The 13902-nt window shown below is 76.3% G+C and carries 13 protein-coding genes; 6 read left to right on the forward strand and 7 right to left on the reverse strand.

The window, feature by feature from the left end; genetic code table 11:
• Positions 1 to 384 precede the first annotated feature (384 nt).
• The 7 genes from pheA to ACWDRR_RS12395 all read right to left on the reverse strand — a co-directional run bounded on the left by pheA (position 385) and on the right by ACWDRR_RS12395 (position 7905).
• Complete coding sequence (gene pheA / locus ACWDRR_RS12365; RefSeq protein ID WP_449772116.1) at positions 385 to 1320, reverse strand: prephenate dehydratase; 936 nt, start codon at positions 1318 to 1320, stop codon at positions 385 to 387.
• A 188-nt stretch (positions 1321 to 1508) separates the two neighbouring features.
• Positions 1509 to 2807 (reverse strand): iron uptake transporter deferrochelatase/peroxidase subunit, encoded by a 1299-nt coding sequence (efeB, locus tag ACWDRR_RS12370; RefSeq protein WP_449772117.1) that lies wholly within the window; start codon positions 2805 to 2807, stop codon positions 1509 to 1511.
• 5 nt (positions 2808 to 2812) lie between these two features.
• A complete protein-coding gene (locus tag ACWDRR_RS12375; RefSeq protein ID WP_449772118.1) occupies positions 2813 to 4846 on the reverse strand; it encodes a FixH family protein in 2034 nt (677 codons plus the stop codon).
• A 14-nt stretch (positions 4847 to 4860) separates the two neighbouring features.
• Positions 4861 to 5361 carry a copper chaperone PCu(A)C gene (locus tag ACWDRR_RS12380; protein ID WP_449772119.1) on the reverse strand — a complete coding sequence of 167 codons (501 nt, stop codon included), beginning with the start codon at positions 5359 to 5361 and terminating at the stop codon, positions 4861 to 4863.
• Positions 5358 to 6026: an SCO family protein gene (locus ACWDRR_RS12385; RefSeq protein WP_449772120.1), complete on the reverse strand. Its 669-nt coding sequence runs from the start codon at positions 6024 to 6026 to the stop codon at positions 5358 to 5360. The genes ACWDRR_RS12380 and ACWDRR_RS12385 overlap by 4 nt, the downstream gene beginning before the upstream one ends.
• Before the next feature lie 81 nt (positions 6027 to 6107).
• Complete coding sequence (locus ACWDRR_RS12390; protein ID WP_449772121.1) at positions 6108 to 6869, reverse strand: YcnI family copper-binding membrane protein; 762 nt, start codon at positions 6867 to 6869, stop codon at positions 6108 to 6110.
• 193 nt (positions 6870 to 7062) lie between these two features.
• Positions 7063 to 7905, reverse strand: a complete 843-nt coding sequence (locus tag ACWDRR_RS12395; RefSeq protein WP_449772122.1) for a hypothetical protein — start codon at positions 7903 to 7905, stop codon at positions 7063 to 7065.
• Positions 7906 to 8145: 240 nt separating this feature from the next.
• Between ACWDRR_RS12395 and ACWDRR_RS12400 the strand changes: the two genes are divergently transcribed.
• The 6 genes from ACWDRR_RS12400 (at position 8146) to ACWDRR_RS12425 (ending at position 13881) form a co-directional block, all read left to right on the forward strand.
• On the forward strand, positions 8146 to 8793 hold the full coding sequence (locus tag ACWDRR_RS12400; RefSeq protein WP_449772123.1) for an ATP-binding protein: 648 nt from the start codon (positions 8146 to 8148) through the stop codon (positions 8791 to 8793).
• A 190-nt stretch (positions 8794 to 8983) separates the two neighbouring features.
• Positions 8984 to 9892: a LysR family transcriptional regulator gene (locus ACWDRR_RS12405; RefSeq protein ID WP_449772240.1), complete on the forward strand. Its 909-nt coding sequence runs from the start codon at positions 8984 to 8986 to the stop codon at positions 9890 to 9892.
• A 59-nt stretch (positions 9893 to 9951) separates the two neighbouring features.
• Positions 9952 to 11040 carry an allantoicase gene (gene alc / locus ACWDRR_RS12410; protein WP_449772124.1) on the forward strand — a complete coding sequence of 363 codons (1089 nt, stop codon included), beginning with the start codon at positions 9952 to 9954 and terminating at the stop codon, positions 11038 to 11040.
• A gap of 77 nt (positions 11041 to 11117) precedes the next feature.
• On the forward strand, positions 11118 to 11348 hold the full coding sequence (locus ACWDRR_RS12415; RefSeq protein WP_449772125.1) for a hypothetical protein: 231 nt from the start codon (positions 11118 to 11120) through the stop codon (positions 11346 to 11348).
• Between the two features lie 25 nt (positions 11349 to 11373).
• On the forward strand, positions 11374 to 12687 hold the full coding sequence (locus ACWDRR_RS12420; protein ID WP_449772126.1) for an amidase: 1314 nt from the start codon (positions 11374 to 11376) through the stop codon (positions 12685 to 12687).
• Between the two features lie 372 nt (positions 12688 to 13059).
• Entirely contained in the window at positions 13060 to 13881 is an 822-nt protein-coding gene (locus tag ACWDRR_RS12425; protein ID WP_449772127.1) for an integrase, read from the forward strand.
• The last annotated feature ends 21 nt before the right edge of the window (positions 13882 to 13902 follow it).

The following is a 13902-nucleotide window of genomic DNA, read 5'->3' on the forward strand; positions in this document are numbered from 1 at the left end:
GGCGGTGGCTATACCGGTTTGTCGACTCGTCCCCAGGCCTGTGGATAACTTTCGGCTGTGGACAGTCCCGGGGCCTGTGGACAGCCGGTTCCACCGGTGCGGTGCCTGTGGACGACGGGTGCGGTCACCCGCCCCGGTGGCCGGGCGCTATCGAAAACAGTCGAGAAAGAACAGGAAAACGAAAGCCGGCGATCAAATGTCCCGGGATGCCCAGGTCACCCGGATGCCGCAACCGCCCTCGGCACCCCCGGACGTCCCGGACGTCCCGGACGTCCCGGACGTCCCGGACACCCCCGGAGGTCCGCCGGCCCCGGTCACCCGGGAAGTCCCCGACGTCCCCGGAAGCCCCCGACGTCCCGGGAAGCCCCCGACGCCCCGAACGCCTCAGATGTCGCCGCGCCCGTCGAGGCAGCGGGAGAGCCAGTCGGCCGCCTCGGTGAAGTCGGCGTCCGAGGTGCCCGGCCGCTGGTGCTTGGAGCCCTGCCGGTCGGCGCGCGGATAGGAGCCGAGGAAGCGCACGTGCGGGCAGATCCGCTTGAGGCCCATCAGCGCCTCGCTCACCCGGCGGTCGGCGAGGTGGCCCTCGCAGTCGATCAGGAAGCAGTAGTTGCCGAGCCCCTCGCCGGTCGGCCGGGACTCGATCCGCATCAGGTTGACCCCGCGCACCGCGAACTCCTGGAGCAGCTCCAGCAGCGCGCCCGGGTGGTCGTCCGGCAGCCAGACCACCATCGAGGTCTTGTCCGCGCCGGTCGGCGAGGAGACCCGCCCGGGCCGGCCCACCAGGATGAAGCGGGTGGTCGCGTTCTGCGCGTCGGCGATGTCCTTGACCAGCGGGTCCAGGCCGTAGATCGGCGCCGCGAACTCGCCCGCGAACGCGCCGTCGAACCGCTCCTCGGCGACCAGCCGGGCGCCGTCGGCGTTGGAGGCCGAGGACTCCCAGCGGGCGTCCGGCAGGTTGGCGGCCAGCCAGCGGCGCACCTGCGGCTGGGCCACCGGGTGGCTGGTGACGGTCTTGATGTCGGCCAGCTCGGTGCCGGGCCGCACCAGCAGCGCGAAGGAGATCGGCAGCAGCACCTCGCGGTAGATCATCAGCGGGGTGCCGGCGGCCAGCTCGTCGTTGGTCGCGGTGACGGCGCCCTCGACGGAGTTCTCGACCGGCACGAACGCGCCCGAGGCCTCGCCGGCGCGCACCGCGTCCAGCACCAGCGGCACCGAGGCCAGCGGCACCAGCTCCCGGGTCGCCGCCTCGGGCAGGGTGCGCAGGGCCGCCTCGGTGAAGGTGCCCGCCGGGCCGAGGTAGGTGTAGCGGGTGGCCGACATGCCGCCTCCATGCGAAATGGTTACCGAGCAGATCACCTTAGACCCTCCGGCGGACGGGGGGCGGCGGTGCCCATCTGCCGGAGGATCCCGGCCCTTCACCCGCCGCCCGCGGCGGCGTTCCGGTCCGCGGGAGGTCCGGGCGGCGCCGGTGGGACGCGGCCCGGGGCCCGGACCGCACGCCGCGGGGCCTACTCCAGCAGCGGCTGCCCGACGTAGCCGCCCTCCGGCGCGCCGGGCGGCACGGCGTACAGGCCGCCGGCCTCGTGCCGCAGGAAGCGGGAGAGGCCGTCGCCCCGGGCGAGCTTGCGCTGCACCGGGGTGAAGCCCCGGCCCGGGTCCGCCTGGAACGCGAGGAAGAGCAGTCCGGCGTCCGGCGAGCCGTCGGCCAGCAGGCCGTCGTGGTAGGAGAAGCCCCGCCGCAGCATCGCCGCCCCGCCGTTGGCGGCCGGCGCGGCGACCCGGATGTGCGCGTCGGCGGGGACGGCGAGCGTGCCGTCCGCCCCCCGCGCGGCCAGGTCCACCGGGGTGGTCTCGCCCCCGGAGGCGGGCGCGGAGAGCGGCGCGCCGTCCGCCTTGCGGCGCCCGATCACCCGCTCCTGGCGGTCGACCGGCAGCTCCTCCCAGGTGTCCAGCAGCATCCGGATCCGCCGGAACACCAGGTACGAGCCGCCGGCCAGCCAGGCGTCGCGGTCGTCCCCGGCGGCGCAGAACACCTTGCCGGCGAAGCCGTCCTCGCCGGCCCTGGGGTTGTTGGTGCCGTCGATCTGGCCCATCAGGTTGCGCCCGGTCATCGGGTGCGCGGTGGCGCCGGGCGTCCGGGCGAAGCCGGCCGCCTGCCAGCGCAGCGCCGCGGTGCCGGCCGCCCGGCGCTGGAGCACCCGCAGGGCGTGCACGGCGACCAGCGCGTCGTCGGCGCCGATCTGGACGAAGAGGTCGCCGTCGCCGCGGGCCGGGTCCAGCGCGTCCCCGGGGAAGGCGGGCAGCGGCTCCAGCGCCGCCGGCCGGCGGTCGGCCAGTCCGGCCTTGTCGAACAGGCCGGCCCCGAAGCCGAAGGTGACGGTCAGCGAGCAGGGGCCGGCGTCCAGCGCCACCTGGTTGTCGAACGCGTCGGCCGGTTCGCCGGCGGCCAGCAGCGCGGCCGTCCGGGACCAGCTCCGCAGCAGCGTCCGCAGCCCGTCCCGGCCGACGCCGGCGGCCAGGTCGAAGGCGGCCAGCTGGACCCGGGCCTGCTGCGGTTCGAGGATGCCGGCCTGGTGCTCGCCGTGGAACGGCACCCGTCCGGCGCCGAGCGAGCCGTTCGGGCCGGCGGCGGGCCCGGCCGCGGGGGCCCGGTCCAGCGCGACCGCCCCGGCCGCGCCGGCGCTCGCACCGACCACCAGCCCGGCCCCGGCGGTGCCCAGCAGGGCCCGCCGGGTGACGCCGGGGCGCGGGGCCCGGTCACCGGCGTCCGTGGCACCCGTGGTCTCCGTCGCCGTGGCGTTGCCCATCGCGCTCACCCGATCTTCAGCTGCTTGATCTCGGTGGTCTGGTCGATGTCCGAGGAGCGGACCTGCACCGACACCACCCAGTTGCCGGCCAGCGGGAGCTGCGCGGTACCGCTCCAGCGCCCCGCGCCCTCCGCGGTCAGCGGCACCGGCAGCGGGCCGAGGTCGCGGTCCGGCAGGGTGAAGGCGAGCTCCACCTCGGGGACGTCGACCGGCCGGCCGTCCACCCCGTCCAGGCTCAGGTGGACTTCGTTGGGTCCGGTCCGGGCCGGGTTGAGGGTGACGGTCGCGGTGCCCTTGGCGTTCGGGGTCCGGCCCTTGGTGTCGTACGGGAGCTTGAGCTCCAGCGTCTGGCCGGGCACCGTCTGCGGGGCGGGCACGCCCGGCGCGGGCACGGCGGCGCCGTTCGCCGTCCCGGAGGCGGCGATCTCGCTCGCCACCCGGCCGGGCGGCGAGTTGGTGAGCATCGTGGTGACCACCAGCACGGCCACCCCCACCAGCGCCTCGACCAGCACCGAGCGGCGCAGCCCGGCCCGGGTCGGGGTGAGTCCGCGATCGCGGCCGGCGCTCGTCCGGGCGGCCTGCTGGCGGGCCAGCTGGGCCTGCCGGACCGGGTCGTCGGACTGGGCCGCGACGGCGACCGGCTCCGGTGCCTCGACCGGCACGACCGCCCCGGCCTCCGCCGGGGCCGCCCGCAGCCGGGCCAGCCAGGCGCGGGAGATCCAGGCGACGCCGAGCATCGCGACCACGCAGCCGGTCTTCAGCAGCAGCAGCCGCCCGTACTCGGTGCCGGTCAGCGCGCCCCAGCTGCCGAGGCCGCGCCAGGACTGGTAGATCCCGGTGGCGGTGAGCACCGCCACCGAACCGAAGGCGATCCGGGAGAACCGGTCGGCGGCGTCCGCGCCGATCCCGTGCCGCAGGCCGACCAGCATGCCGGCCAGGCCGCCGAGCCAGAGCGCCATCGCGATCAGGTGCAGCATGCCGAGCGGCAGCGCCAGCCAGACCTGGATGCCGACGGAGGCGTGGTCGGCGCCCACCCAGGTCGCCGAGAGGGCGACGGCCAGCACCAGCCCGGCCACGCCGAGGCCCAGCCGGGCCTCGTGCTGCGGGCGCTCGGCGGCGCGCTGCTCCAGCTGCCGCAGCTCGGCCTCCTCCGCGTCCTCGCTGTTCTCGGCCTCCTCGGTGTCCGTCGCGTCCGTCGCGTCCCCGGCCCCGTCCGGGCGCGGCGCCGGCTGCCCGAGCTGGCCGACCAGCAGCGACAGGAACACCCCGCTCGCCGCGAGCAGCAGCAGCCGGGCGGCCAGCGCGGTGCCGATCCGCTCGTCCAGGGTGGCGCGCACCAGCGACAGGTCGAAGGCCTGCCCGAGGCCCGAGCCCCGCTCGTACGGGCCGCGCAGCATCAGCACCGCGACGGTGGAGACCAGCAGGGCCACCCACCCGGTCATCAGCAGCCGCTGCATCCCGCGGTGCGCCGCCCCGGCCGGCCAGCAGACCAGCACGAACGCGGCGGCGCCGACGAGCAGCGCGAACGCCCCGTAGGCGACGGTCCGGCCGGTGCCGTACAGCGCGGCGACCACGCCGTCGGCCTCGGCGCCGCTCAGCGCGGTGGTGGAGACCGAGGTGTCCGAGGGCGCGCCGATGGAGAAGGTGAACGCCCCGCCGATCGGGTGCGAGTCCTCGGAGACCGCGCGCCAGGCCACCGTGTAGGTGCCGTTGGCCAGGCCGCTGTTCAGCCCGACCCGGGCGGTGTTGTCCTTGCCGTCCGCGTGCGCCGGGCCGCCGGTGTCGACCGCCTTGCCGGCCGGGTCGAGGACCCGGACGGAGTCCCCGGAGAGCGACACCGCCTCGCTGAAGGTCAGCGTGACGGTCTGCGGCGCCGTCGCCACGACCGAGTTCTGCGCCGGGTCGGTGGACTGCAGGGTGGCGTGCGCGGCGGCGGGCCCGGCGCCGGCGAGCATCAGCGCGAGCACCGCGCCGAGCAGGCCCAGCAGCCCGACGAGCCGGCGGCGGGTGGTGGGGTTCGGCAACGCGGCCGTCAGCATCTCCTGGGATCCCTTTACTGCTGGCCGGGGCGGTAGGTGAGTTCCTTGACCGGCACCTTGACCGAGACGGTGCCGGTCCTGGCGAAGGTCAGGTCGAGTTCGAGCTCGTCACCGAGGGCGGGCGCCTTCTGCCACCCCATGATCATGAGGTGGTTGCCGCCGCGCGCGAGCTGCAACGCGCCGTGCGCCGGGACGTCCAGGCGCTCGACCTGCTCCATGGTGGACTCGGTGGAGCGGTGCATGGTGACCGATCGCGCGGCCGGGCTGGAGACCTTGACCAGCTGGTCCTCGCCGCCGTCGTTGCGCACGGTCAGGTAGCCGGCCGCCATCCCGCCCGCCGGGGGCAGCGGGATGTAGGAGTCGGCGACGCTCAGCAGGGCCGGCCCGTCGGCGGCGTCGCCCCCGCCGCCCGCGCCGCAGGCGACCAGGATGGCGCCGGCGCCCAGTGCCGTCGCCAGCACCGCCCCCGTGAGCGCGGTCCGCCGGAACCCCGGGGCGCCGCCGGTGCCCTTCACGCCGCGACCCCCTGGGCGAGCAGCGGGAGGTCGTGCTCGTAGGTCTTCTCCTCCGTACCGCTGAGGTAGAGGACGTGCGCCTTGTCGTCCGAGGGCAGGAACGCCAGCACCTGCGCGCCGTGGGTGGAGGTGACCGTCCCGTCCGCGTTGACCACCGGGTCCTCGATCAGGATGCCGAGCGACTTGGCGGCCGCCTTCACCCTGGCCAGGTCCCCCGTGAGGCCTATGAAGTCCTTGCCCATCGAGTCCAGCCAGCTGCGCAGCACCTGCGGGGTGTCGCGCTGCGGGTCGGTGGAGACGAAGACGACGTCGACCTTCTGCCGCTCCTCGGGGGAGAGCTTCGTCATCGCCACGCCGATGTCGCCCATGGTGGTCGGGCAGACGTCCGGGCAGCTGGTGTAGCCGAAGAACAGCAGGGTGCTCCGACCGGCCGTCTTCTGCCGCAGGTCGTAGGGCTGGCCGGCGGTGTCGGTCAGCTGGAGGTCGGGCTTGTCGAAGTGCTTGCCGAGCACGGTGCCCTGGTACGGCGAGTCGGCCTTCTGCTGGGTGACCTTCGCGGGGCCGGTGCTGCCGCCGTCGGAGCCGCAGGCGGTCAGGGTGAGGGCCGCGGCGAGCGCGACGGCGGCGGCGCCGGCCAGGCGGGCGGTGCGGAGGGTGCGGGACATGGGGGATCCGATCGTGCGCGGTGGATCACCGGCGGGGCCGCACCCGGGTGCGGTACGGGTGCGGCCCCGCCGGTGCGGGGGTCAGGAGGCGGAGCCGCCGTTCTTGCGGCGCAGGCCGACGACGCCGAACGCGGCGCCGATCAGGCCGACGACGATGCCCACCACGGCGAGCACGCGGGCGGTGGAGTCGCTGCTCTTCGCGGAGGAGTCGGCCGCGGCCTCGTTCTTGGCGTCGCCGTGCCCGTGGCCGTCGGCGGCGGCGGACGGGGTGGCGGTCACGCCGTGGTCGTCACCGGCGGCGGCCTTGGCGAGGGTCAGCACGGGGGCGGGCTTGGCCGGCTCGGGCTGGCCGTCCTTGGCCTCGTCGATCCAGCGGACGACGTCGCCGTTGTCATAGCTCTGCAGCGCCTTGAAGATCAGCTTGTCGGTGTCGGTCGGCAGCGGGCCGAGCGAGACGCGGAACTCCTGGAACTGGCCGGGGGCGATCTTGGTGCCCGCGTCGGCGGTCCAGGTGATCTTGGAGACGGCCTCGTTGACGTCGTTGCCGTGCACCTTGATCGGCTTGTCGAGCTTGGACTTCTCGACGGTCGCGGTCCAGCCCGGCATCGGGAGGGTGCGGACGGAGGCCAGCGGGTGGTCCAGCGGGAGGTTGACCTCCAGCTTCACCGTGGAGGCGGTGTCGTTCTCGTTCGGCACCCGGAAGTCGACGGCGGTGTAGCCGCCCTGCGGGGCGCTGCCCGGGTTCACGGTCACGTGCGCGAAGGCCGGGCCGGCCAGCACCACGACGGACGTGGCGGCGGTGAGGGCGACGGCGGCGATACGGCGGGCGGGAAGGGAACGCATGATTCGGGTCTCCGTTCGGAGGCTCGGCGGCAGGACCGCTCCCGGACACGGTGATCCGTGCCTCGGCGGGGCCGCGCGGCGTGGGGGACGAGTGGGTGGCCGCAGGCCGCGGGGCGCGGCGGGTACGGCACTGCTGCTGCGCACGCCCGGAGCCCGGTACGGCGGCCCGGCCGGGCACGCCGTCGACGGCGGGTCAGTACGCGAGGGCCCCGAACGGAGGGCCGCGCCGCACCACGCTGTGCCGCAGTGCGGTGCGTGCCGGCAGCCGGCTGTCCCCGGCACGTGCGCCGGAGCGGCGGGCGGGCCCGCCGGGCGTGCCGAGCAGACCGCCCAGCAGCGCCGCGGCCAGCGCGAACGCCGTCCGCAGCGGCGTCGCCCAGTGCTCCCGGGCGGCCGTGGCGGTGATCCTGACCAGCCGCCAGAGCGCCGCCTCGCCGCGCCGCAGCCACCAGCCGGCCAGCAGGGCGGCGGCCAGGTGGCCCGCGAGCATCGAGGGCGTCATGCCGAGCAGACCGCCCTGCCACCAGGGCGCGACGGCGTACGCCTGCGGGTCCAGGCCCGCGTTGGCGACCAGCTGCTCGGCGGACGGGTTGCCGGGCAGGCCGGCCAGCGTGCCGGGCCGGGCCTCGTTGCAGATCAGCCGGCCGGCCACCTGGGGCAGGGTCAGCGGGCCGGAGCCGCCACCGTGGTGCATCCCGGCCATCGCACCGGCCGCCGCGGTCGCGTGACCGCCGAAGGCGTGGAACAGGCAGTGCAGCCCGAGCTGGCCCGCGCCGAGCGCACCGGCGATGGCGCCGAGCGAACGCTCCCGCCCGCCGAAGGCCATCGCGAGCACCAGGACGGCCGCGAAGCCGGTCGCGAGCGCGGGCGCCGTCACGTTGCCGCCGCCGGCCAGGGCGTGCCCGGTGGCCGCGATCAGCGTGCAGACCAGGGCGAACGGCACGGCCCGCGCAAGCCGCAGGTCCCAGGCGGCGGCCCCCACCGGCGCGTCCGGTGCGGGGGCGCCCGGGTGCGGGGCGGTGGCGAGGGCAGTCATGGCCGGGCCATCATCTCATCGCCCACCGCGGCGCCGTTGGCAGGGTGGGAAATCCCCGGGCTTGTCCGACGAATGCCCCGTTCGGCCCCGGCGTGCGGCCCCCGCTGTGCGCCGCTCGGCACAGACCACGGCCCCAGTCCATCCGCCGAACGGGCGGTAGCGGACCTCCGGCACGGTTCACGGCAGGATCGCCCGGAGATACCTAGTTGTATGTGGAGCCGCAGCCAGGAGGGACCTCCCGTGGACATCTGGTGGACTCTGCACCTCAAGCGCGACCCGGCCAGCGTGCCGCTGGCCCGGCGCATCCTGCTCGGTGCCATGGCCACGGCGGGCGTCGACCCGCAGATCGCCGACGACCTCGGGGTCGCCCTCAGCGAGGCCTGCGCCAACGCCGTGGAGCACGGCGCCGGCGGGCGGGCGGACGACGGCTTCCAGGTCACCGCGTCGATCAGCGGTGACCTCCTGCGGATCGAGGTGACGGACTCCGGCCCCGGCCTCTCCGGGCCGGCCGCGCCCGCCGCCCCCGCACCGTTCCCGCCGCGCCGGCCGACCGCTCCGCCGGCCCGCCCGGCCCCGCGCCGCCGCGCCCGGCGCGGCCGCGCCAGCGTCCCCGGCCCGGTCCTCACCGGCCACCGCCCGCGCCGCGAGGAACGCCCGTACGACACCCACGTCCTGCCCCCCTGTCGCCCCGGGGCCCCGGCGCCCACCCTGCGCCCGGTCGACCTCGACACCCTGCCCGACCTCACCGCCGAGTCCGGCCGGGGCCTCTTCCTGATCCACGCCCTGACCGACCACGTCCAGCTCCGCAACCACCCCCTGCGCGGGGCGATCGTCAGCTTCGACAAGGTCCTCAAGTGGCAGGACGACGCCCTGCTGCGGGCCTGCTGAGAAGCCGGGAAGGGGTGCGGGCGGTCCGCCCGGTCCTCGCTCCGGCCTCGGGTGAATCGCGTCGGGATCAGGGCGATTCGGGGCCCGGCGGTGATCGCCGGCCGGTCGCGCCGCCGCACCCTGTCGAGGGGCGGACGACGGGTTCCGGCCGGGGTGGCCGGAACGCAACTACGCTGGCGCGATGGGTGCGGTGGGCGAGTGGGATCTGCGGCGGCTGCGGGTGCTGCGGGCGGTCGACGAGTGCGGGACGGTCACCGCGGCGGCGGAGCGGCTGCGCCTCTCGCCGTCGGCGGTCTCGCAGCAGGTGTCGGCACTGGCCAGGCAGGTGGGCGCGCCGATGCTGGAGCCGTACGGGCGCAGGGTCCGGCTGACCAGTGCGGCGCGGCTGGTGCTGCGCCACGCGGAGCTGGTGTTCGGGCAGTTGGAGCGGGCCGAGGCGGAGCTCGCGGGGTACCTGCACGGCGAGGCGGGCGAGGTGCGGGTGGGTGCCTTCGCCACCGCGATCGGCGGGCTGCTCGTCCCGGCGATCGCCCGACTGCGGGCGGACGCGCCGCGGTTGGCGGTGCGGGTGGTGGAGGCGGAGGCGGCCGGGGCGTACGGGCTGCTGGCGGCGGGGGACGTCGACCTGGCGCTCTCGCTGGCGGTCCGGCCGGCCGGCGGCGATCCCCGGTTCGTCGAGTCGGTGCTGCTCAGCGACCCGTTGGACGTGGCGCTGCCGCCCGGGCACCCGCGGGCCGACGCCCCGGGCCTGCGGCTCGCGGACCTCGCCGACGAGCCGTGGATCTACGGCGCGGCCGGCCCCTGGCGGGAGATCACGCTGACGGCGTGCGCGGACGCCGGGTTCGTGCCCGAGCGGGCGCACACCGCGGCGGACTGGTCGGCGATCCTGGCGATGGTCGCGGCCGGCCTCGGGGTGGCGCTGGTGCCCCGGCTGGCCTCGGCCGGGCGCCTCGGCGGCGCGGTGGTCCGGGCGCTGCCGGCCGACCTGCCGACCCGCCGGGTGGTCGCGGCGGTCCGCACGGGGACGGAGGGGACGCCGCCGCTGCGCCGGGTGCTGTCGGCCTTGGCCGAGGTGGCGGCGACCGTTCAGGCACAGTGAACGGTTTGCTCAGTTCTTTGTGATGGACCTGATCAGTTCGGCGGGGTCATGGTGGAGGCATGGCCACCGACACCACGCCCCGGACCCTGCCCGACGCCGCCGCGCTGCCCTACGCGGGCGGCAACCCGTACGCCGACTACCGCTCCGGCGAGTTCGACTTCACCACGCTGACCGACCTGGCCGACCGCCGGCTCGGCGGCGCCGTGATCGCCGCCAACGACGAGCTGTTCGCCGAGCGGGAGAACCTGCTGCTGCCCGAGCCCGCCGAGTTCCGCCCGCACACCTTCGGCAACAAGGGCCAGATCATGGACGGGTGGGAGACCCGCCGCCGCCGCGGCGCCGGCACCGCGCACCCGCACCCGACCGCCGAGGACCACGACTGGGCGCTGATCCGCCTGGGAGTGCCGGGGGTCGTGCACGGCGTGATCGTCGACACCGCGCACTTCCGGGGCAACCACCCGCAGCAGATCGCCCTGGAGGGCGCCGAACTCCCCGGCACCCCGGGCCCGGAGGAGCTGCTGGCCGACTCCACCGTCTGGCACCCGCTGGTGCCCCGCTCGCCGGTGCGCGGCCACGCCGCCAACGGCTTCGCCGTCGAGGGCGGCCGCCGCTTCACCCACCTGCGGCTCAGCCAGTACCCGGACGGCGGCATCGCCCGGCTGCGGGTGCACGGCGAGGCCCGGCCGGACACCGCCTGGCTGGCCGCCCTCGGCACCTTCGACCTGGCCGCGATCGAGCACGGCGGCACGGTCGAGGACGCCTCGGACCGCTTCTTCTCGCCCCCGGCCAACCTCGCCCTGCCCGGCAGGTCCCGGGCGATGGGCGACGGCTGGGAGAACCGCCGGCGCCGGGACGACGGCCACGACTGGGTCCTGCTGCGGCTCGCCGGGCGCGGTGCGATCCGCGCGGTGGAGATCGACACCGGCTACTACGTCGGCAACGCGGCCGGCTGGGCCGCGCTGCACGGCCGGGACGAGCAGGGCGCCGACCCGGAGGAGTGGTTCGAGCTGGTGCCCCGCACCCGGCTCCAGCCCGACGCCGTCCACCGCCTGGTGCTCGACGCGCCCCGCCCGGCCACCCACGTCCGGATCGACGTCTTCCCGGACGGCGGCATCGCCCGGCTGCGGTTGCACGGCAGCCTGGTCTGACCGGGCGTGCGGGGGCGGTCCGGACCCGGCCCCCGCCCCCGGTTGCCGGGGCCGGACGGCCGCCGGACGATGGGGGAATGATGCACCAGATGCGCGCCGAGTACGGTGACGGCGGTCCGTCCGCCGGGGTGAGGCTCTGGCACATGGTCCGCGGCTCCGAGGCCGTCGCCATGTGCGGCCGGGAGCTGGACGAGGGTGCGCGGCTGCGGGATCCGGCGGACTGGGGCAAGACGCCCGAACTCTGCTGCCACACCTGCGGCGCGTACTACCTGCGCGAGACGCCGTACCTGGCGACCGAGCACCCGTAGCCCGACCGGACCTGGCCTGATCGGCATGGAGAGATCGCTGGTCCGCCCGCGGTCGCTGGCCGACGAGGTCGAGCGGGTACGGGCCGAGGGCCCGGTCGACCGGGCCGACCGGCTCTGCGGCCGGATCGAGCAGCTGGACCCGCTGCTCCACACCTTCGTGCCCGAACCCGGGCGCCCGGAGCGGCTGCGGGCCGAGGCCCGCGCGCTGGTCGCCCGCCACCCCGATCCGGGAGCCGCGCCGCCGCTGTACGGGGTGGCGGTCGGGATCAAGGACATCGTCCACGTGGACGGCCTGCCCACGCACGCCGGTTCGGCGCTGCCGCCGGGCGTGCTGGCCGGGCCGCAGGCCGCCGTGGTGGACCGGCTGCGGGCCGCGGGCGCACTGGTGGCGGGCAAGACGGTCACCGCCGAGTTCGCCGGCGGCGCCCCGGGCCCGACCCGGAACCCGCACCACCCCGGGCACACCCCGGGGGGCTCCAGCAGCGGGTCGGCGGCGGCGGTCGCGGCCGGGCTGGTGGCGCTGGCGATCGGCACCCAGACGGTCGGTTCGGTGATCCGGCCGGCCGCCTACTGCGGGGTGGTGGGCTTCCGGCCGACGTACGGGCGGATCCCGATGGACGGGGTGCTGCCGAACGCGCCGAGCTTCGACACCCTGGGGCTGTTCACCGCCGACCTCGCCGGTGCGGCGCTGGCGGCGCCGCTGCTCTGCGACGACTGGCGGGCCGCGCCGGGGGCGGCCGGCCCGCCGCCGGTCCTCGGGGTGCCCGTCGGGCCGTACCTGGAGCAGGCCGGGCCGGTGGCGCTGGCGGCCTTCCGGGAGCAGCTGGACCAGCTCACCGCCGCGGGGGCGACGGTGCGCGAGGTCGACGTGCTGCCGGACTTCGACCGGCTGGTGCGGCAGGTGCGGACGATCAACCGCTTCGAGCAGGCCCGCAGCCACGCCGACTGGTTCACCCGCTTCGGCGGTCTCTACCGGCCGGAGACGGCGGCCGGCATCCGGCACGGCCAGGCCGTCCGGCCGGAGGACTACGAGACGGCGCTGCGGGCCCGCACGTACGCCCGGGCCCGCCTCGCCGACGCCTGGGCGGCCGCGGGGGTGGACCTGCTGCTGGCGCCCGCCGCCACCGGGCCGGCCCCGCTCGGGCTGGGCAGCACCGGCGACGCGGTGATGTCCCTGCCGTGGAGCTACGCCGGGCTGCCGGCCCTCGGCCTGCCCGCCGGGGTGAGTGCGGACGGTCTGCCGCTCGGTCTCCAGGTGGTCGGCGCGGCCGGAGCCGACGAGCTGTTGCTCGCCCGGGCCGCCCCGCTGGAGCGGGCCCTGGGCGGGCCGGCCGGGTGAGCGGCTCCGGCCCGGCCGGTCGCCGTGCGGCGCCCGGCCGGGCGGGTGTCAGCGCCGGTCGCGCTGCTCGTCGGGGAAGCGGGGGCCGCCGATCAGGAACAGCAGTGCTGCGGTGGGGAAGCCGATCGAGGCGGCCACCAGCACGATGAACTGCCAGAACATCCGTCGCTCCTCGTCCTCGTCAGCGCCGTGTCGGCCGGCCCCTCGAAGGAGCTCGCAAACCTGACGGGCCCTGATTGGCCGAATTGTCCAGTCGATATCCGACGGTATGGCCGAATTACCCCCACTGCCACCGGACGGCCCCGGCCGGGCCGGGGCACGCCGCGTGCACGGGTCTGGGCGCGCGCCCCACCCGGCGTCCACACTGTCGGGATGCAGGTACAGCTGGCAGGGGAAGCACGGCGGCCGGACCGCGAGAGCGAGGACTTCGCGGCGGCCTCGCCGGAGGCGCTCGTACTGCTCGACGGTGCGAGTTCACCGACCGGCCTGGAGTCCGGGTGCCGCCACGGCACCCCTTGGTACGTACGGCGGTTGGGGGTGCACCTGCTGGCCCGGCTGACCGACCGGGCGGACCGCTCGATCGCCGAGTGCCTGGCCGACGCCATCGTGGAGACGGCCGCGCTGCACGGCGGTCGCTGCGACCTCGCCCACCCCAACACGCCCGCCGCCATGGTGGTCGCCGCCCGGCGGCACGGCGCCGCACTGGAGTACCTGGTGCTCGGGGACTCGCTGCTGGTGCTGCAGTACAAGGACGGCCCGCCCAGGGTGATCGGGGACAACCAGCGCTTCCCCGACGGCGAGGAGCTGCGCCGGCAGGTCTGGTCGACGGTGCCCGGTACGGCCGAGCGCGCCGCGCTGCACCTGGAGTACGCGCTGGCCGTCCGGGCCGCCCGGAACTCCGGCGGCGGCCCGTGGATCGCCGCCGCCAGCCCCAGGGCCGCGCAGCACGCCGAGACCGGCTTCGTCGACCTGGCGCGGCTGCACGCGGTGGCCGCGCTGAGCGACGGCGCCTCGCGCTACACCGAGCGCTTCGGCCTGGGCAGTTGGGCGGACGCGCTGCGACTGCTCGCCGAGGCGGGACCGGGTGAGCTGATCGCCCAGGTGCGGGCGGTCGAGCGGTCGGACGCGGGCTGCGAGCGCTGGCCGCGCGGGAAGGCGCACGACGACGCCTCGGCCCTCTACGCGCTGCTGTGACGATGCGGCGGTAGCGGGCCG

This window comes from Kitasatospora sp. NPDC003701, from assembly GCF_053587085.1.